This is a genomic window from Clostridium aciditolerans (assembly GCF_016316925.1).
In the GTDB taxonomy this organism is placed as follows: Bacteria; Bacillota; Clostridia; order Clostridiales; family Clostridiaceae; genus Clostridium_AM; species Clostridium_AM aciditolerans.
This window is the reverse complement of sequence record NZ_JAEEGB010000014.1, coordinates 13,367-32,908: the sequence shown is the minus strand read 5'-3', so window position 1 is coordinate 32,908 and position 19,542 is coordinate 13,367. Positions and strand designations below refer to the sequence as shown.

The following is a 19,542-nucleotide window of genomic DNA, read 5'->3' as shown; positions in this document are numbered from 1 at the left end:
AAGTCCGATAATTGAGAATTGATGTAAACAAGATTTTTTTTCTTACATCTAATCCTCAATTACTCTAGTAAAAAATATTTAGTCATATGGTTTATATTATGATGCTTTTATTATTTTATGATTAATTTCATATATTAAACAGGATATTTATTCCATTAGACAATTGACAGAGGACAGAGGACAATTGACAGTGAAGGTGAGTTTTCTTCCTTACGTCAGAAAACTAATTTATTTTTTTCAGGCTTGTTTTGCTAAAGCAAAACATCGCTACTTATATAAATTTAAAGATTTTTTGTAGCGTAGTGGAGAAAAATCCTCCTTCATTGTCAACTGTCAATTGTCAATTGTCCTCTAAAAAATAAAAGGGAGCAAAAGCTCCCTTTTATTTTTATTTATATCCTGCTTTTACAAGCACTTCTATTGACTTTTCGCCTTCATCATCAGGTACAAGTATAATAGGTCCTGTACAACCCATACCACTTTCTGAGTATATACCTTCTTTCCATAATGCTCTACAAGCATTTTCAAGTTCTAATATATCAACTCCTGGTATTGAGAAGGTAACTACTTTCTTTGGAGGCATTTTTACTTCTTCCTCTACTACTGGCTTTTCTTTAGCTAACAATTTTCCTATTATATCATTTAAGCCAGCTTCTCTTGCTTTTCCGAATTCAATCTTAGCTTTTGATAATACATCATTTTTAGCACATAGTGAACAATATCTTAGAGCCTCGCATATTAATGGAGCTCCTGAAGCACGGGATACTATGTTAACTAACTTATCATAGTCTTCACCAACACCTGGTCCATATCCATAACCAACTGTTTCATAGTCTCCACCAGTTGTGAATGATGCAAATATTTTAATTAATAGATTTCCAGTTAATGAATCACAAACCATTACATCTGGAGTACCTGCTAGAATATCATTTCCTCTCATTACAGCGCCGCCATCAGCTCTTAATGAATCAGCAAATCTAAAGTCATATCCATTAGCTTGTAAATCTTTTAGTGCACGCTCTACTCCTCTAGCTCCATCAAGATTTAGGATACCTACTGTTGGATTTTTTATTCCTACTGCTTTTGCTACAGAGATACCAGATATTGCATTTTTAATCATACCTTCTACTCTGTTAGTAGATGTAGTTCCTGTTGTAGTAGCAATAATTAATTCTTTCCCCTTACCTGGTGTTACTATTCTTCCAACAGTTGATACACCGATTGGGAAATCAAAATGCTGAGTTACACATCCATCAAGCTCTTTTTTCTCCAAAAGCTCTACCATTTTCTTATGTCCTTCTTCTGCATCTTTCACTTCCACAACTTCAAAGTCACCTTCAACTTTTGGTCCTATTAAAACTATATCAAAATCACCATATTTACCTTTAGCCATTTCAGCTGCTTTTACCATCTCTTCAACGCCATGCTCTGAGCCAAAGGTAGTGAGGCCTATTCTAACTTTTTTTCCGAAGCTTCCACTTTTTATGCCTTCTGCTATTTCATTGAAAACTTCCGCTACTATTTTTTTAGTTGCATCCACGTAAAATCACCTCCTAACTATTTTAAAAGCTCTTCAGCGAATTTCTTCATTCCTTCAGCTATCATATCCTTTATTTCGTCCTTTGAAACACCTAGTGATTCTTCAGCTGCACCAGTGTTTTTCTCAACTAGTATAGATATACCATCAAATAAATTTGTCATTCTTCCTAGGAAAAGACTTCCTTTACCAACTACCATGAAGTTATTTAATTTTCCATTCATTATATTCTCTATTCCATGACCTACTATTGGAACTCCTGATGGTATATGTCCTTGTGTTGGTGCAAATCCTGGATATCCATGAGCTTTTACAAAATTAGGTAATTCTTTTCTATCTAATTGTCCGCTCTTAACTGCTAATGCACCTATCATTTTGTAGTTTTGAGTTGGAACATCTCCAGCACCTGCTGGTTCAGTAATATCTGGAGTTTGCATTTCTGGAGCGTATTTATCTACATCAGTAATTTTCATTCCATTTTTAGCTAAAGGCTCTAGTACTAAAGCTTCTATAACTGCTTGTGGTGCTGCTCCATGTCCTATTGTGTGTCTTCCTATTATATCAGTTCTTAGTACTGGACTTACTCCATCATTTTCTGATACTAGTATAGCAAAACCTCCTACGCAGTCTTCTAAAGCTGGCAATCCCTTCTTAACATGGTCTCTTCCATTCATGCCTAGCTTCGCAGTACTTCCACCTGCAAATACTATTACATTTCTATGTATTCCTGATTTAACAAGAGCAGATGCTGTAACTAGTGCGTGAGTTGGGCCTGCGCAGAATCCTCTTACATCCATTCCAGTGGCACCTTTAATACCTGCTATCTCTCCGCAAGCTTTAGCAGTATTTCCGCCGCCTCTTTGATTCATATCGCCTATAGCTTCTTCTGAACATTCTATTAAATAGTCAACTTCATTTACATCTATTCCTGAGTTCTTTATTAAGTGCATTAGTGCTAAAACTCCTGATGCCTTAACAACAAGATTTTCTACCATTATGTGTGACGATAAGTTTAAGTCAAATTCATGTGCTCTTTTAATGCATCCAACTAATTTTCCATCTTCATATAGTCCTTCTGCTACTCCATTTTCTACTAAATTTTGGATTACAGATAACTCTTCTCCTTCTTTTAACGCCTCTACTTTTTCTTTTAAAAGAGGGTGGCTGCTAAGCTTTTCTTTTACTAATGCAGTAAAATCCTTTTCAAGGATAACTAAATCAAATACATCTGAAATCTTTAATAATCCATAAAACTCATCTTGTGGCATTATTTCTCCGAAATTACCAAATCTATTAGCACCTTCAACCTTTGAATTAAACCATGGTCTTGGTAATTCTCCTAATTCATCTGGAGTCATATTACCTATATAAGTTTGATTTGGTGCATAAGCTACAACTTCATCAAAAGGTCTTAAGTGATTTTTTAATTCCTTTAAGTAAGCTGAATCTGGATTCGTTTCTCTTTCTAAAGTTTGAGTAGTACCATTATGTATTACCATATCAGGTGCATTAACTAAAATATAAGAAGCCTTTTTTATTACTGGAAAACTCATTGTAAAACCTCCCTTAATCTAATTGAGAATTGAGAATTAGGAATTGAGAACCTTCAATATCTCAATTCTCAGTTCTCAATTTATATGTATCTCTTACTATATTTAACGAAAAATTTATAAAAACAGGGAATTGAAAATTAAATAATTTTCAATTTTCAATTCCCTTACTATTAATTATTCTTCAAATACTTTTTGTCCCTCTACTTCAGTTGAAAGAGCAGCTAATGCTTTTTCTACTAAGTGATATCTTAATTCGTACTCATCCTTAGCTTCTAATGATGGGTTTCCAAGTGGATGAGGTATTGCTATTGTAGGTACTATTCTGTTAGCACCAACTGTTAATGATATTGGAACTACTGTACACATATGAACTACTGGAAGACCTCCACGTTCAATTTCTTTTACAAGTGTTGCACCGCAACGTGTACAAGTTCCTCAGGTGGAAGTTAGTATAACTGCATCTACTCCATCTGCAATTAACTCTTTAACAATTTGCTCACCAAATTTCTTTGAGGAAGCAACTGCTGTTCCGTTACCAACTGTTGTATAGAAATATCTATGAAGTGATCCAATTTTTCCTTCCTTCTCCATTTGTCTTAATACGTCAACTGGAAGTACTCTATCTGAATCTGTATTAGCATATGTTGGATCATATCCACCGTGTGCTGTTTCATAAGTTTCTGCTGTTAAATCCATTACGCCTTCTATATCATATTTTCCGAACTTAGAAGCATTTGATGATTCAATGTGGTCTGGGTTTCCTTTTGGAACTATACCACCTGATGTAACTAATGCTATCTTAGCTTTTGATATATTTTTTACTGCTGGATTTGGATCTACTCTATCGAATACAGGCATTTTAAACTCTGTAACGAATTCTTCACCCTTAATCTTTTTAACAAGCATATCAACAGCTCTTTTTGAACCTCTTTCAGCTGCAAAGTAGTTCTTTCTTATACCTCTTTCGATGTATGACTCTTCTGCAGGTGATCCTATTTCTTCTTTTTTAGCAAGCTTTAATGCTAAGGATGCAATCTTTGGAAGAGCATCTTTCATACCTACTGCACTGTTTTTAGTTTCTACAATGTAAAGGTGTTTCTTGAATAAGTCTACTCCTGGGTTTTCAACATACATAGCTGAAAGTACAGGTATTCCTAACTTTTCTTCAACTTCCTTTGCTATTGTTCCGCAAGCTACACCATATCTTCCAGCATTGAAAGCAGGTCCTGCTATAAATAAGTCTGGGCTATATTTTTTCACCATTTCAATAATTTCAGTTTTTGCTTCTTCTACATTTTCATTGAAGTATGAGTCCCCACAGATAACTGTAGCAACTATTTCAGCATCACCATTTTTTAATAATCCGTTTAATCCCATACCAGGACCAACAAATCCTTCTCTAACTTCTGGTTTTATATCAGCTTTTTCTTCTCCACCTATACCAGCGTAGAATTGGTTTATATAATGAACAACTTTAATCATTTCAGAATTCCCCCTTTTCTTAGGAATTTAAACACATTTTAGAATTAGTATTTTGAGTATTGAGTTCTAACATTCTTAACTTCTTCAATAATAGCATCTACGTCTAGAACCATTTCCATCATTCCGCACTGTTCATCGTAAACAGCTGCATCGCATTCGTCCTTTATTTCTGGCTCAACAACGTGATAAACTGCAAGACCTAATGCTATTCCAGCAAGTGGACCTGCAAAAGTTGGGTCTCCAGCAGCTACTGTTTCTGCTGAAAGTCCTGAAGCTTCTGCTTCTGCTCCTCCGATTACTACAACTACATTTTCTGCACCATGTTTTTCAGTTAAATCTTTTACTCTTTGTTGGATCTCCAGATCCATAGCTCCTGCGGCTGTTCAAACAAAGCATTCTGTTGATGCAAAAATTATTTCTGCTCCAGCTGACTTAACGCAAGCTTCTATCGCTGGTCCTGGTATTCCGTCTCTATCTCCTACAGCTATTACTTTTTTTCCTTGTAACATCTATATCATCCTCTCTTTCAAATTTAATATTGCATTTGTAATTTTTATTTTTTAATATCAGCTATTTCATAAAACCTGCTAATATTATTTAAGGATTCAGTCTATTTTACTTGGGCTATTAATATCCTTTTGCTGTTAAAGTGTTGAATCCAACTTCGCTTGTAGCTCCAGTTATAACCTGAATCTCAGCCTCTATTGATCCATCCGCTCTTAAGCTTCCTACGTGTCCACCTGCTATTACATCAGCAGCTTCAGGATGTCCTATTATCTTCTTCATTGCTGGTAATATTACAACTTCGTTAGCATTTCCACCAGTTACTACTGCATCACCTTTTGGTGTAGAGTCAGCAAGTGATTGTGAGCTTCCATCTTGACCTGCATACTCGTCTGTAATTAATACAGTTTTTATTCCTAGGTCAGTTATCTTGTTGCAGTTCATAACTAAGTCAGCATCTGGGTTACCAAAGCCTTCTTCTGAAATTATAACTGCATCTGCTCCTAAGAAGTGAACTAACTTAGCAGTGTAGTTTGATGATCTTTCTTTATCTGCAAGATATACGTTTTCATTTGTGATTACACAACCTAAGAAGTTGATGTCCTTACCATGTCTTTCATATAAATCTTCAATAACTGGATGATTCATATGAACATAGCTTGGGTTCTTATCGCAAGCTGATACGCAGTTTCCACTAACGATAGCTCCATCAAATACTTCAGTTGGATATATAAATGTTGGTATAATTTTCTTAGCATCTACGCCATATACGTATGTATCATGTAGTAATCCTTGAGTTTGAAGCATGTATACATATACAACCTTTGGTAGTTCTGGATATTGTTTAACTTGATCAAGTAATGGTAATGTTTCAAAAGTTTTTACTTCATCCGGCTCAACATTTCTAGCTGCTTCTCCAAGGTATGTTGCTGCTTTGAATCCAATTGTTCTTACAGCTTCTTCATGCTCATGTTGTTTAACGCCTTCTTTTGGCTCACAAATAACTACAAGGTTATTTGTCTTTGAGAATGGAGTATATTTAGCTCCCTCTCCGCTCATGTCTATAATTCCTTCTTGGAATCCAACTATTTTACCAGTAGTAACTACTGCAGCTCCCTTTAACACGTGAGTTCTTCCTGAACCAACTGTGTCAACCTTGCTTATAAATCCTGGGAATATTCCACCTTTTCCCTCAACTTTTACTCTTGGTTCAATAACGTCTTTTACTGGAATTATTCTTGTCTCTTCACCTGGCTTAGCGATATCGAATTCTATACTTTTAACTCTTTCATCGCCACCAACTGCTTGTAATAACTCTTCTTTGTTTACATAAAGAACTCCATTTTCCACTTTTGTTGCAGCTCCAAATTGAACGTCCTTAATATAAATTTTTCCAATTTCTAAACGCAAAGTAGTCACCTCCAAATTTATTTCGATGAGAGTTGAACTTACATTCAACTCTCATTCGATTATTAATTAATACTAAAATGGGATTTGAGTGGTTAATTATTTATTTATTTATAAAAAGTTTTGAACTTTTTATTTCAAATAATTATAGTGTTTCGTAATAAGCTTTTATAAAGTTTTCTATATCATCTAATGTTGCTATTTTATCAGCAGTAATTGAGCTTACTTTTTCACCATTCTTATAGATTATCATTGTTGGTAATCCTAAAACTTTTTGTGATATAGCAAGTCTTCTTGCTGAACTTGTATTTAAGCTAGTGAATTTAATTTTATCACCATACTTATGTTCAAGTTCATGAACTCCTGGCATAAGTTGTTTACATATTTCACACTTATCTCCCCAGAAATCTACGAATACTGGTTTTTCAGTATAATTTACTATTTCAGCATCAAAATTTTCCTTAGTTAATTCTATCATTGATAAAACCTCCTTTTATTTGTGATTTTCTATATAGTGTTCAGCAGCTGTTGCAGCTATAGCTCCGTCTGCCGCAGCTGTTATAACCTGTCTTAATAGTTTCTTTCTTATATCTCCAGCAGCAAATACTCCTGGAATATTTGTCTTCATGTCATCATCAGTTACAATATATTGATTTTCCATTTCTATTTGTCCTTCAAATAGCTTTGATATTGGATCATATCCAACGAATACGAAGCATCCATCAACCTTTAATTCGCTAGTTTCTCCAGTTTCTCTATTTTTTAAAACAAGACCTTCTAATATTTCATCTCCCAATGCTTCTTCAACAGTTGAGTTCCATATGAAGTCTATTTTTGGATTTGCAAATGCTTTTTCTTGTAGTGATTTTGCTGCTCTTAATGCATCTCTTCTATGTATTACAGTTACATGCTCAGCAAACTTTGTAAGGTATATAGCCTCAGTTATAGCTGAGTCTCCTCCCCCTATAACAGCTATATCTAAATCTGTAAAGAAGTCTGCATCACAAGTTGCACAGTAGGAAACTCCTTTTCCTCTTAATTCTAATTCGTTCTTGAATCCTGAAAGTCTTGGAGTAGCACCAGTAGCTACTATTATTGTTTTTGCTTGATATGTTTCTTTTCTTCCTTTAACTACCTTTAGGTCTCCTGACAATTCAACTTCTACTATTTCATCTTTAGCAAACTCAGTTCCGAATTCTTCTGCTTGTTTTCTCATTCTTTCACTTAGTGTTGTACCTGTGCAATCTTCAATAGATCCAGGATAGTTTTCAAGCTCATCTGTAGTTGTTGCCTGACCACCATATTTCGCTCTCTCGATAAGTAAAGTTTTCATTCTTGATCTTGCAGCATAAAGGCCTGCTGACAGTCCTGCTGGACCGCCACCGATTATTATAGTGTCATAAATCTGTGACATTTTTGTTCCCTCCCGCTTTTTAATATATTAATTACTTTTAGATTCAATATCTATATATTAAGTACGCATTACTAAATTTAATTGCAATGGTACTATTTTAAGCATACATTTATGCTATTATTCATTAGATTTTGGATGCCTGCTTAATTAAATGCATGATAGATTAAATCATAGTCTATAAGTTGAAAGTCTTCTAGCACTTGCTTGCTCCATTGTGGAATACCAAACTTTTGAGTGAATTTCTCAGTAGCATATATACCTTCCTCTATATAATTTAAAGATTGTATATCTACGGATTCACTTTTGCCTTTTGATATAACAACTGTTCTGTAAGGAGTTTCATTAGGTTTTATACTACTCATTAAAGGATGTGTGAGCAATTTATGTCCTTTATGTATGTAATCTCTTACCTTTTTAAATACATCCATTGTATTCCCAACTACGTAATCGATTTCATGACTATTGCTTAAATTTTCTCTGCTCATTGGATTATTAGTTACAATAATTACTGGCTCTATCATTTTTATTCTCCTTTTCAAAACGAAACTTTAACACCAACTATATCGTATATCAGATTGTAATCAATTAATATTTTAAACATTTTCTAATCAAAATATATTTCGACATTTTAAGTTAACAAAAAACAGAGGCAGAAAGCATTCGCTTTTCTACCTCTGTCTATTAACCTGAGAGTTTTACTCCTTCGGTGCTTGCCGCTTTCCAGAGACTTGTCCATTTTCGATCCTTTTGCCTGAGAGCTTCATATTATTTAAGCAAAATAATACTTCTTCCTTCGGCTATCCATTTAAGGATACCATATATTAGAACCTTATACGCTCTAATATATAGTAAGTAGATTATCAACGCAAAATTTGTTAAGTTTTCTACTTAATCTCTCGAAAATTTCATCCAACTTTATTAATTTTTTAACATTTTCACTGACAACTTAATTATATAATAGACAAACAAAAAATTCTATACATTTAGAACATATTAAGTATTCAATTTTATTATAAGATCTATCTGCTTTTTCAATACCATTTTTCGCGTATATCTTGGCTATATTTCAATATATTTACAATATATTCGCTAAAATGCTCAATAACCCTTGGTATATTTCTTAATTTTCATTCAATAAAATTAAATATACGACAAAAAAACTTTGTTTGCAAGATTACATTTGTCAAACAAAGTCTTTTTAATTCCATATTGTTAATAAACTATAGATATTTTTTTAACAATATATCGTATTCATTAATGATTCTCTATAAAAAATACACCACCAGCCCTAGGGCCTGAATGTATACCTACAACACATCCTACTTCACATTCTATAAATTCCTTATTTGTTGACTTTAAAGTTTCCTTTAAAGCATCTAATATCTCCTTATTTTCGACATGTACAAGTATAGAGGCTTCCCCCTCTTTTATTCCTTTTTTATCTATATAATCTAAAATATATTTTATAGATTTCTTGTTACCTCGTACCTTATCAATAACTACCATCTCGCCATTTTCTACTGCTAAAATTGGTCTGATACCTAATATATTGCCTATAACCCCTGCGGTTTTAGATAATCTTCCACCCTTAACTAGATTGTCTAAGGCTTCAAAAGCAAGCACACTCTTTACATGTGGAATTAAAGTTTTGATTTCGCTTTCTATCTCTTTAATTCCTAATCCTGCTTCTTTTAACCTAGCCTCCTTAAGCACCAAAAGTCCCAGACCTGACGTAACATTTAAACTATCTATTACCACAATATCATCTGTTCCTAGCATTTCCTTAGCAATACACGCAGACTGATACGTTCCACTCATTTTAGAAGAAATATGTATAGAAACTATCTTGTATCCTTTTTCCCTATAACTCCTATAACATTCTAGGAATCTTTGAGGATTAACCTGTGCCGTTCCAGGGAATTCATCGCTTTGCTCCATTTTTAATAGGAGTTCCTGTAAGTTTATATCTATTCTATCCTTATAGGTTGTTTCTCCAAAATTAATTAATAGCGGAAGCACCTCTATATCATATTCTTTTACTATTTCTTCAGGTAAATCAGATGTACTATCCGTTATTATCTTTATTTTTTCCATCAAGCTTATACCGTCCTATTTCATATTTGGGAAATCCATCTGCCTTAACGCCTCATATGCAATTATAGCAACAGTATTTGACAAATTTAAAGAACGGGTAGTAGTGTTTATCATTGGAACTCTTATGCCACTTTCAGGATCACTTTCTCTTATTCTATCAGGTAACCCTGCTGATTCTTTTCCAAACACAATGAAATCTCCAGGCTTAAAGTTTACTTCATGGTATGAGTTTTTAGCATGGGTGGTTGAGAAATAAAAAGTCGAATCCTTATACTTCTCTCTAAGCTCATCATAGGAATCATATATGGTTAAATCTAAATCTTTCCAATAATCCAACCCAGCTCTTTTAAGATGTTTTTCATCTAAGCTAAATCCTAATGGCCTTATTAAATGCAATTTACAACCTGTAAGCACACAAGTTCTTGCTATATTTCCTGTATTTTGTGGTATTTCTGGTTCAAATAATACTATATTTAAATTCAATTTATTCTCCTCCAATCAGTATGTTGTTATAAACATTCTATTACTCCATATATATTACTCCATAATATTATAACAGTAAAGAGAATTTCAAGAGGACAGAGGACAATTGACAGAGGACAGTGATTGTTGCTTTTCCTCCATTGCACTACGGAAAACCTTTAATTATTTTTCCACAATAGTCTACTTTGTAGCAAGCCGTTAGGCCGTGTCAAGTTATCAATCTTCTATGATTTTTAAATTTTTCTTTGTGGTTTTAACAATAGAATTTAAGATTTTGTTTAGTTCTTTACATTCAGCAATCAATTTCCCTGATGCGTTAGCATCAATGTATTTAGTAGCAATTAAAAGTTCTAACCAATACTCTGTTTCAGATGCTTCTTTAAGAGCTATATTCATCTTATTTAAAAAATCTCTTCTACTTTGAGCATCTAGTCCTTCTTTTACGTTTGCTCCTATACTTGTTCCTGATCTAAGAATTTGTTTTGAAATAATGTATTCCTTCTTTTCTTCAGTCAAATATTTATATAAGCTAACAATTTCTTTTGCAAAAACAAAGGCTTTTTATAAGTTAAGTTTTCTTTCAATCTTTAACCTCCTAAATTCATCAATTCATATAAAATATTAGACTTATCCACATAAATTTATTCAGTTTTAAAAAATATGAAACATAGATTTATAAATAAATTAAAGATTTTTCGTAGTGTAACGGAGAAAAATCTTCCTTCATTGTCCTCTGTCAATTGTCCTTTGCCCTCTAAATTTTGTTTCGCAAAATTTTTATTTTACCGATTCAAGATATTCTATGGTACCATTTGATATATTTTCAGCTAATCTCTTTAACACTTCCTCTTTTGACAACTTTTCTCTATCCTCCTTATTAGTTATAAATCCACACTCTACCAAGACACAAGGTATTTTACTATACCTAAGTACTGCAAAGTTTTCTCTTCTTATACCTTTATTTTCCCATCCATCATCTTTTATAGCTTCTTTTTCTATAATTTGTGCAAGATTCATTCTTTCATCTTTTTGATAACCCTTTGCATCGTAGTAATACGTAGTTATGCCTTTAAAAGTAACATCATTTATAGAATTTATATGAATCGAAACGAATGCATCTGCATTGGCCTCATTAACTTTCTCTCCTATTTTTTTTAGAGGTATAAGCTTGTCCTCATTTCTTGTTAAAATTACTTTACATCCTTTATCTTTTAGATATGCTTCTGCATACTTTACTATCTTAAAGGTTAAATACTTCTCATACATATCTTTATAACTCGTGCCATTGTCAATTCCCCCATGTCCAGCATCTAGCACTATAGTATATTCCCTAATGGGTTTCTTAAATTTATTATTTTTATCTATAGCTTTAACCATAGGTGAATATGGCTCACCTAACACCTTTTCATAAACCGGGTTTACGGCTTTCCCAAATAATAACATTATCATAGTAAAAAAAATACAAGAAAATAAAAACCTTTTCCTGTTGCCAATTCTCATATTCTCACTATCCTTTTTAATAAATTTTAGAATAACTAAACTCAATTAATATTAAAACATAATTATATTATATACAAATTATGGAATATTTTCAATATAACTCAATATATTTATAAGTTACGTATTTGTAAATATGTTATAGAGAAAATAACTATAAAGTTAATTTATACTATAAACTAATTTGGTAATTTTTATAGAAAAGATAAAGAATAAATAGTTGAGAGTGAAGAATTAAGAGTTATGGATGATTTTCTTACTCTATGCTCCAGAAAATCTATAATTTTTAAAGATTTTTTGTAAAAAAATCCTCCTTCACTCTTCACTCTAAATTCTTAACTCTCAACTAAAAAGTATTTATCTTAAATTTAAATATTACCAATAAATTTTAGTGTATAAGTTAAACTTGGATTATATAAAAAACAAACAAGGACTTCATTACAATATATGAAGCCCTTGTTTATTTTACTCTACAATAACCTGGTGCGGATAACAGGATTTGAACCTGCACAAAGTTTCCTTCACTAGAACCTGAATCTAGCGCGTCTGCCAATTCCGCCATATCCGCAAATTTGAATAAATTTACAATTACATTATACCATAATATTCCATAACGACAATGCTTTTATGTAAAAATGATAAATGGAAGAGGAAATTAAAAGGACTAAGCCCTGTATAGTACAGGATTTAGTCCTCGAAGATTGCTTAATTAAACTTTGCCTAACTTTTTGGAGTTTTTCCATTTGTTTGGGGCTGTTCATTTGTTTTTGGCGGTTCACTTGTTTTAGGTGGTTCACTTATTTTTGGCGGTTCACTCGTTTTAGGTGGTTCAACCGGCTTTTTAGTACCTCTTTTTATAACCCCATCCACTGGCTTATAAAAATCATATGCTATAACATCTTCACCTATCAAACTGCCATTCTTTGTAGTTCTTTTTGTAACTTTTACCTTGTAACCTGTATAAGGAGCTTGAACTTGTTGAGTTTGTCCATCTGGTAATGTTGGATCATCTACATACTGCACTCCCGGTTGTATAGTCTCATAAACTTGAGATTTCACCTCAGTTACTACATCACTTAAAGAAGAATTCGTATATACATTGAATGTAACATTTCCTCCAGAAGCATCTCCTTCAATATATATTGGATAATCAAAAGTATTTTTAAATTTATAGTCTAAATTGCCATAGTCAACAGTAGCATCCATTCCAAGTGGTACATAGTGCGATGGTAGTGTATGATGAGCTCTTTCAACAGATTTTATATTAGCTCTAAGTACTGCATTGTATAATGTTGTAGATACCTGGCATATTCCGCCACCAAGCCCTGAGTCTATTTGGTTTCCAATAATAACTGGAGCCGCTTGATATCCCTTTTCAGCAGTTCTTTCTCCTACCACATCGTTAAAACTGAAACTATCTCCAGGCATGAGTACTTTACCATTTATAATATTTGTTGCTAATCTTATATTATTAGCCCTTTCTCTCGAAGATATAGAACCATACTCTGTAGTATAAGTTGATATTTTTGCATTAATAGAAGATATCTTATCCGCAGTAATCTTAGCAGCAGTTGCTTCAATAGGAGCCTTAATGTTTGCATCAGTTCCTGCTGATTCATCAATTTTTGATGAAACTTCTTTTTGTAATTTATCTTTTTGAAGCTTTCTTCCACTCTCTTCTGGTACTACTGTAATATTTCCTCCGCTTATTTTTAATGTCGCATTTACAGGATCTTTATTTATATCTTTTTCAATACTATCTATAAGTTCATTTACTGGATTTTTGTCATAAGTAATCCCTAGAGAAAATTGTTTTTTCTCGAAACCTTTTACTATTTTATACTTTTTAAAGGCGTTAAAATCCTTACCATATAAAAATGCTTGGCTTACGGCTTCGTCTATATTATATTTAGGATTTAGCTTTGAATAATCTAATGTATAAGTTCTATCAGGAGTTATTATATTTACTTTTTTCTTTTCTACTGAATTAGTATATTTTTGTTCTAAAGTTTTCTTTGCTTGATCTTTTGTTTTCCCTGATAAGTCTTCCCCTGATATACTTACCCCTGGATATATTACATTTGACCAAGCTTTAACCACATTATACTGGTATACCCCAAACCCTACAGTACCTATTATAAGAAAAGCTACAGCAATAAGTACTGCATTTGAAACCTTTTTTTTAGTACTCCTTTTTTTTCTTGCCACAGGCATCACCTCTTTATTTCACCTAATAATTATACTATAAAAGCAATTTTATTTAAATTGTTTTCTTCATACAAATATTTATTGAACTAAAAAATCATAAGGTATAGAATTAATTATACAATTATGTATCTTCTTACAAAATAACTTAAAGTGAGGTGTATCTAAATGAACTATGATACAGAAAAAGTAAAACATTATATCAGGAACCTATTGACAACTCCAAGTCCTAGTGGATTCACAAATAAAGTTATGAATTATATGAAATATGAGCTAGACCTGCTAAAAGTACCCTATACAACTACTAATAAAGGATGTCTTATAGTAACTTTAGATGGTGAAAATTCTGAATATCAAAAGACTATTTCAGCTCACATAGACACATTAGGTGCTATGGTAAAAGAAATTAAAGCTAATGGAGCTTTGGTTCTAGCCCCTGTAGGTGGCTTCATGATGAATTCTATAGATGGCGAAAACTGTACGATACACACTTTAGATGACAAAGTTTACACAGGAACTATTCAAACTATAAAACCTTCCGTACATATACATGGAAATGAGGCCCGTGAACTAAAAAGAGTTCCAGAAAATATGGAAGTTATTATAGATGAAAAAGTATTTTCAAAAGAGGATGTTGAGAATTTAGGAATAAATATAGGTGACTTTATATGCTTTGATAGCAGAACTATTTTTACAGATAACGGCTTTATAAAAAGCAGACATCTAGATGACAAAGCAAGTGCCGGCATAATTTTATATGCAATCAAATATATAGTAGAAAATAAAATTTCTCTTCCTTACACTATAAATTTCTTAATAAGTAATTATGAAGAAGTAGGTCATGGTGCTTCTTTTATACCTGAGAAAACAAAAGAATTTTTATCTATAGATATGGGCGCTCCTGGACCTGGACAAAATTCATCTGAATACAGTGTATGTATATGTGCCAAAGATTCCTCTGGTCCTTATGATTTAGAGCTTCGAAAAAATCTTATTAATATGTGTAAAGAGAATAATATTTCTTATAAAATTGATATATATCCTAATTATGGGTCTGATGCTTCTGCCGCACAAAAAGCAGGTTGGGATATAAAAACAGCTCTAATTGGAACTGGTGTCTTTGCTTCTCATGCATATGAGAGAACCCACATGAATGGGGTAATGGCTACTCTAGATTTACTTTTAAAATACTGCCAGAATTAAAACAATATAGGTCGGGGAGGTTGTCAAAATGAAAGCTGAAATACTCTGCGTAGGAACAGAACTTTTACTTGGCGATATAGTGAATACCAATGCTCAATATTTATCAAAAAGACTAGCAGATCTAGGTATCTCTGTATATCATCAATCTGTAGTTGGGGATAACAGTGAAAGATTGAAAAAAGAATTTGAAGAATCTTTTAATAGAGCTGATATAGTAATAACTACCGGTGGACTTGGTCCTACACCAGATGATTTAACAAAAGAAACTGGTGCAGAATATTTTAATAAAGAAATGGTTCTGCACGAGGATACATTAAGCAAATTAAAATTACACTTTATTAACACATCAAAAGGAGAGTTAAAGGGAAATAATATAAAACAAGCATATTTTCCAAAGGACTCATTAGTTCTACCTAATGACTATGGTACCGCACCAGGTTGTGCTATAGAGGAAAATGGTAAATTACTTATTGTTTTGCCTGGGCCACCTAGGGAAATGAAACCTATGTTTGAAAATTCTGTAGTTCCTCTATTAAAGAAATATAGTAGCGAGATACTACAATCAAAAGTTCTAAGAATTTGCGGCATAGGTGAAGGTATTATGGCAGAACAAATATCTGATATCATAAATAATAGCACAAACCCTACTGTAGCACCTTATGCCAAGGACTGGGAAGTAACTTTAAGAATTACTGCAAAATCAGATACAGAAGAGAATGCAAAGAAGCTTATTATTCCTGTAGAAAATGAAATTCGTAGTAGACTTGGTACACATATATATGGGGAAGGCGAAACTTCCCTTGAAGCAGTCTTAGCTGAATTGCTAATAAAAAACAACTTAACTATATCTACTGCTGAATCCTGCACAGGAGGGCTTATCGCTTCAAAGCTTGTAGATTATCCAGGCGTCTCCTCAGTATTTATGGAAGGCGCTGTTACCTACAGTAATGATGCGAAAATCAAGCGTCTAGGTGTAAAGGAAGAAACTTTAGAGATATTTGGTGCTGTAAGTGAAGAAACTGCAAAGGAAATGGCAGAAGGTATTGCTAAAACATCCGAAACAAACATAGGACTATCAACTACTGGTATTGCAGGACCAGGTGGCGGTACTTCGGAAAAACCTGTAGGCTTAGTCTATATAGGTCTCTATATTAACGGAATAACTAAGGTTAAAAAATGTGAATTTACAGGCAGTAGAGAAATGATAAGAAGAAGAACTACTATAACTGCACTAGACTGGGTGCGAAGAGAATTATTAGAACAGTATAAATAAATATAGATGTACTAGGCCGAAAGTTAACTTATACCCCGGGCTATGTTTCCAAAACTTCAGTCCGTTAAAAACTTTTAGCCAGTCTATAGCTTGTGTTTCAAGATAACCTAAGAACTTTCGAGAACTCGCTACGCTCAAACAACTCTAAAGTTCTAAGGTTCTCTTAAAACCCTTCACTAAGACTGGCACAAAGTTTTTAAATCTACCTTCAGTCTTTGGAAACATATCCCTTTGTATAAGTTAACTTTCTGGTTAATTTCCCTAACATATAGTAAATAATGTTCAAATAAAAGTCCTAAATAACTCTAACCTATAATTGTTAACATACATTATAATTGTCTTTCTTAGTATGCTAATCTTTATTCACGTCACTAAAATATTCACAGTAAGGCGCTAGTGGGCATATTTCACATTGTGGCTTTCTAGCTTTACAAATCTGCCTTCCATGCCATATCAAATAGTGGTGAGTATCGCTCCACATTTCTCTTGGAACGTTTTCCATAAGGCCTTTTTCTACTTGGTCAGGAGTATCACCTTTAGCTATTCCCAATCTGTTTGATACTCTAAATACATGAGTATCTACCGCAATAGCCGGCACTCCAAAAGCATTAGATAAAACTACATTAGCAGTTTTTCTTCCTACTCCCGGAAGTTCTATTAGTTCTTCCATTGTTTTTGGTACCTCACCACCATGTTTTTGTATTATATCTCTTGTAGCTCCTAATATATTTTTACTTTTGTTTTTATAAAATCCACAGCTTCTGATCTTTTCTCCTAGCTCTTCCTCTGTCAAGCTTATCATCTTTTCCGGTGTATTATATTCTTTGTATAATTCCTCCGTAACCTGATTAACTCTTACATCAGTACATTGTGCAGATAGTATTGTTGAAACCAATAATTCATAAGGTGATTTAAACTCCAATGCACATTTAGCATTAGGGTAGGTCTCACTTAATACTTTTAATGTTTTCTCTATATTTTCTTTTTCCAAAATGTTCACCTACTTTTACTTTTCTTACATATTAATATTGTATCTTCAATAGAAAAAAATACCCATTCAAAATAATGGGTATTACTTATATTCTCCTCTATACTGTTCAGGTAAAAGTTCTGCAATTTTTTTCATTAGGAACTTCATTGCTCTTTCTTCATATTCACGTTTGTCTTCCTCACGATCTTTAGCAGGTATTTGTACCTCTTCACCTATAGAGAGTGTAACCTTTGCATGATGGAACTTTTCTTGTCCCATATCATTTTCATTAATAGGAAGAAGTTTCTCACTACCATAGATACCAAGTGGTATAACTGAGGCTTTTGACAATCTTTGAATTAATATAATTCCTTTTTTAGCCTTAATCATACTTCCAGTTCTGCTTCTTGTACCTTCTGGGAATATGAGAATATTTTTTCCTTCTTTTAATGTCTTTACTATTCCTGATATAGCTTCTTTATCAGGAGTATTTGGCTTAATAGTTATAGTTTTAGTAATGTATACACCCAAACTAGTCAACGGATTGTCGGATAGTTTTGCTCCTGCTACAAAGGTTATATCCTGATCTCTTAGTATATTATTTATTACCAATCCATCAGAATTACTTAAATGGTTACATACAAATAGTATAGGCTTTTTTACGTCTTTTAAGTTCTCCATTCCCTTAACTTCTATATCTGCATAGGTTTTTAGATACTTCTTAATCAGTTTCCCAGAAAAAAATCGAACTACATCTTTAGGAAGATAGCCTATTATCCTAGCTGCTCCAGGAGAAATCATAATATAGTCCACCTTTCATTTACATGGTTTAAAATAAAAATTATATAAGCTATACAAATAAAAATTACTTCCTAAATATTATATCATATAATTAAATTATAGTTTCAAGTATTTTAGAAGTCTATTATAATAATTTTGTACATAAGGTGAACTAAACTTTACAGGTTTTCTACTTTTCTCTAGACACATCACATTAATTAAAGCATTTCTTTGAAGTACGTTTTTACCTCTCCAGCCACAAGATGTTTGGCTATACTTCTCTTTAAATGTTGATTTATCTAAACTTATTAATTCGTCTAAACTTGCCATTTCCATAAAGTCATAAGGCCTAAATTCTTCTATTTTTGATATTTCAGCACCTTTGTTATATGGACAAACCTTTTGACATGTGTCACATCCAAATATTCTACCATTTAATTTGCCAAACCATTCATCATCTATTTCCTTTTTTTGAGTTATATACGAAAGACATATGTTAGGGTTATTCTCGTTTTTTATTGCACCTGTTGGGCATGCGTTTTGACATATATTACAGTTTCCACATTTATCTCCTAAAGGCTTATCTTTTTCTATAGGCAGATTAGTTATTATTTCTCCTAAAAATACATAAGAACCATATCTTTCTGTAATCAGAGTATTGTTTTTTCCTATAAATCCTATTCCACTTTGCAGGGCAATATATCTTTCAGGAAGGGAATTGCTATCTACAAAATATATAGCCTTACCTCCCAAACTCTGTATATAGTCACATATACTTTTTAAATAATGAGCTACCACAACATGATAGTCTCTCCCATGAGTATAACTTGAAAATCCTGTAGTATTTTTACAATTTAAGTTAAATAAATAAGGGAAAGCAATAGATATTATTGTTTTCCCGTCTTCCATATAGAGAAAAGGATTTATCCTCTTCTCTATACATTTCTCTTCAAATTCATTTTCTAATCCTTTATTTTTTCTGCTTTCAAAGTATTGCCTCAATTCATCAAAAACCCTACATTCTGAAAAGCCAACGGTATCTAAACCAAGCTTGTTACAATACTCTAATATGCTGCTTTTGTAATCCAATTAATCACCTTCTTTAGTGCTCTAGCTTTGACTTGTTATTTTCTTTCAGAT

Annotated in this window: 18 protein-coding genes, 1 tRNA gene and 1 riboswitch; of the genes, 2 read left to right on the top strand and 17 right to left on the bottom strand. The window is 32.7% G+C overall.

Annotation, left to right across the window (positions count from 1 at the left end):
- Nucleotides 1-388: 388 nt before the first annotated feature.
- From grdD to I6U51_RS12495, 14 genes are all read right to left on the bottom strand, one after another.
- The gene (gene grdD / locus I6U51_RS12560; RefSeq protein WP_211142961.1) at nucleotides 389-1,540 is read right to left on the bottom strand and encodes a glycine/sarcosine/betaine reductase complex component C subunit alpha; all 1,152 of its coding nucleotides are present in this window, start codon (nucleotides 1,538-1,540) and stop codon (nucleotides 389-391) included.
- A gap of 17 nt (nucleotides 1,541-1,557) precedes the next feature.
- Nucleotides 1,558-3,090: a glycine/sarcosine/betaine reductase complex component C subunit beta gene (gene grdC, locus I6U51_RS12555; RefSeq protein ID WP_211142960.1), complete on the bottom strand. Its 1,533-nt coding sequence runs from the start codon at nucleotides 3,088-3,090 to the stop codon at nucleotides 1,558-1,560.
- Nucleotides 3,091-3,264: 174 nt separating this feature from the next.
- Complete coding sequence (grdB, locus tag I6U51_RS12550) at nucleotides 3,265-4,572, bottom strand: glycine reductase complex selenoprotein B (RefSeq protein WP_211142959.1); 1,308 nt, start codon at nucleotides 4,570-4,572, stop codon at nucleotides 3,265-3,267.
- Between the two features lie 44 nt (nucleotides 4,573-4,616).
- Nucleotides 4,617-5,081 carry a glycine/sarcosine/betaine reductase complex selenoprotein A gene (gene grdA, locus I6U51_RS12545; protein ID WP_211142958.1) on the bottom strand — a complete coding sequence of 155 codons (465 nt, stop codon included), beginning with the start codon at nucleotides 5,079-5,081 and terminating at the stop codon, nucleotides 4,617-4,619.
- A gap of 118 nt (nucleotides 5,082-5,199) precedes the next feature.
- Entirely contained in the window at nucleotides 5,200-6,486 is a 1,287-nt protein-coding gene (locus tag I6U51_RS12540; protein WP_211142957.1) for a glycine/sarcosine/betaine reductase component B subunit, read from the bottom strand.
- Between the two features lie 142 nt (nucleotides 6,487-6,628).
- Entirely contained in the window at nucleotides 6,629-6,961 is a 333-nt protein-coding gene (gene trxA, locus I6U51_RS12535; RefSeq protein WP_178909520.1) for a thioredoxin TrxA, read from the bottom strand.
- A gap of 15 nt (nucleotides 6,962-6,976) precedes the next feature.
- Complete coding sequence (gene trxB, locus I6U51_RS12530) at nucleotides 6,977-7,897, bottom strand: thioredoxin-disulfide reductase (RefSeq protein ID WP_178909519.1); 921 nt, start codon at nucleotides 7,895-7,897, stop codon at nucleotides 6,977-6,979.
- A gap of 143 nt (nucleotides 7,898-8,040) precedes the next feature.
- Nucleotides 8,041-8,418, bottom strand: coding sequence for a GrdX family protein (locus I6U51_RS12525; RefSeq protein WP_211142956.1), 378 nt, complete (start codon nucleotides 8,416-8,418; stop codon nucleotides 8,041-8,043).
- Between the two features lie 143 nt (nucleotides 8,419-8,561).
- Nucleotides 8,562-8,631: riboswitch (glycine riboswitch) on the bottom strand.
- Nucleotides 8,632-9,151: 520 nt separating this feature from the next.
- Nucleotides 9,152-9,991, bottom strand: coding sequence for a DegV family protein (locus I6U51_RS12520; protein WP_211142955.1), 840 nt, complete (start codon nucleotides 9,989-9,991; stop codon nucleotides 9,152-9,154).
- A gap of 15 nt (nucleotides 9,992-10,006) precedes the next feature.
- A complete protein-coding gene (locus I6U51_RS12515; RefSeq protein WP_211142954.1) occupies nucleotides 10,007-10,474 on the bottom strand; it encodes a tRNA (cytidine(34)-2'-O)-methyltransferase in 468 nt (155 codons plus the stop codon).
- A 216-nt stretch (nucleotides 10,475-10,690) separates the two neighbouring features.
- The gene (locus tag I6U51_RS12510) at nucleotides 10,691-10,990 is read right to left on the bottom strand and encodes a four helix bundle protein (RefSeq protein WP_246517320.1); all 300 of its coding nucleotides are present in this window, start codon (nucleotides 10,988-10,990) and stop codon (nucleotides 10,691-10,693) included.
- A gap of 261 nt (nucleotides 10,991-11,251) precedes the next feature.
- Nucleotides 11,252-11,923: an N-acetylmuramoyl-L-alanine amidase family protein gene (locus I6U51_RS12505; RefSeq protein WP_246517319.1), complete on the bottom strand. Its 672-nt coding sequence runs from the start codon at nucleotides 11,921-11,923 to the stop codon at nucleotides 11,252-11,254.
- Nucleotides 11,924-12,452: 529 nt separating this feature from the next.
- Nucleotides 12,453-12,539, bottom strand: a tRNA-Leu gene (locus I6U51_RS12500).
- A gap of 152 nt (nucleotides 12,540-12,691) precedes the next feature.
- Nucleotides 12,692-14,179 (bottom strand): VanW family protein, encoded by a 1,488-nt coding sequence (locus I6U51_RS12495; protein ID WP_343069647.1) that lies wholly within the window; start codon nucleotides 14,177-14,179, stop codon nucleotides 12,692-12,694.
- Between the two features lie 165 nt (nucleotides 14,180-14,344).
- Here I6U51_RS12495 and I6U51_RS12490 point away from each other — a divergent pair, with 165 nt between their 5' ends.
- The gene (locus tag I6U51_RS12490; protein ID WP_211142952.1) at nucleotides 14,345-15,379 is read left to right on the top strand and encodes a M42 family metallopeptidase; all 1,035 of its coding nucleotides are present in this window, start codon (nucleotides 14,345-14,347) and stop codon (nucleotides 15,377-15,379) included.
- Nucleotides 15,380-15,407: 28 nt separating this feature from the next.
- Nucleotides 15,408-16,652 (top strand): competence/damage-inducible protein A, encoded by a 1,245-nt coding sequence (locus I6U51_RS12485; protein ID WP_211142951.1) that lies wholly within the window; start codon nucleotides 15,408-15,410, stop codon nucleotides 16,650-16,652.
- 352 nt (nucleotides 16,653-17,004) lie between these two features.
- Here the strand turns inward: I6U51_RS12485 and nth are convergent, their stop codons facing one another.
- From nth to queG, 3 genes are all read right to left on the bottom strand, one after another.
- A complete protein-coding gene (gene nth / locus I6U51_RS12480; protein WP_211142950.1) occupies nucleotides 17,005-17,643 on the bottom strand; it encodes an endonuclease III in 639 nt (212 codons plus the stop codon).
- Between the two features lie 81 nt (nucleotides 17,644-17,724).
- Complete coding sequence (locus I6U51_RS12475; RefSeq protein WP_211142949.1) at nucleotides 17,725-18,423, bottom strand: lysophospholipid acyltransferase family protein; 699 nt, start codon at nucleotides 18,421-18,423, stop codon at nucleotides 17,725-17,727.
- Nucleotides 18,424-18,519: 96 nt separating this feature from the next.
- Entirely contained in the window at nucleotides 18,520-19,491 is a 972-nt protein-coding gene (gene queG / locus I6U51_RS12470) for a tRNA epoxyqueuosine(34) reductase QueG (protein WP_211142948.1), read from the bottom strand.
- Between the last annotated feature and the right edge of the window lie 51 nt (nucleotides 19,492-19,542).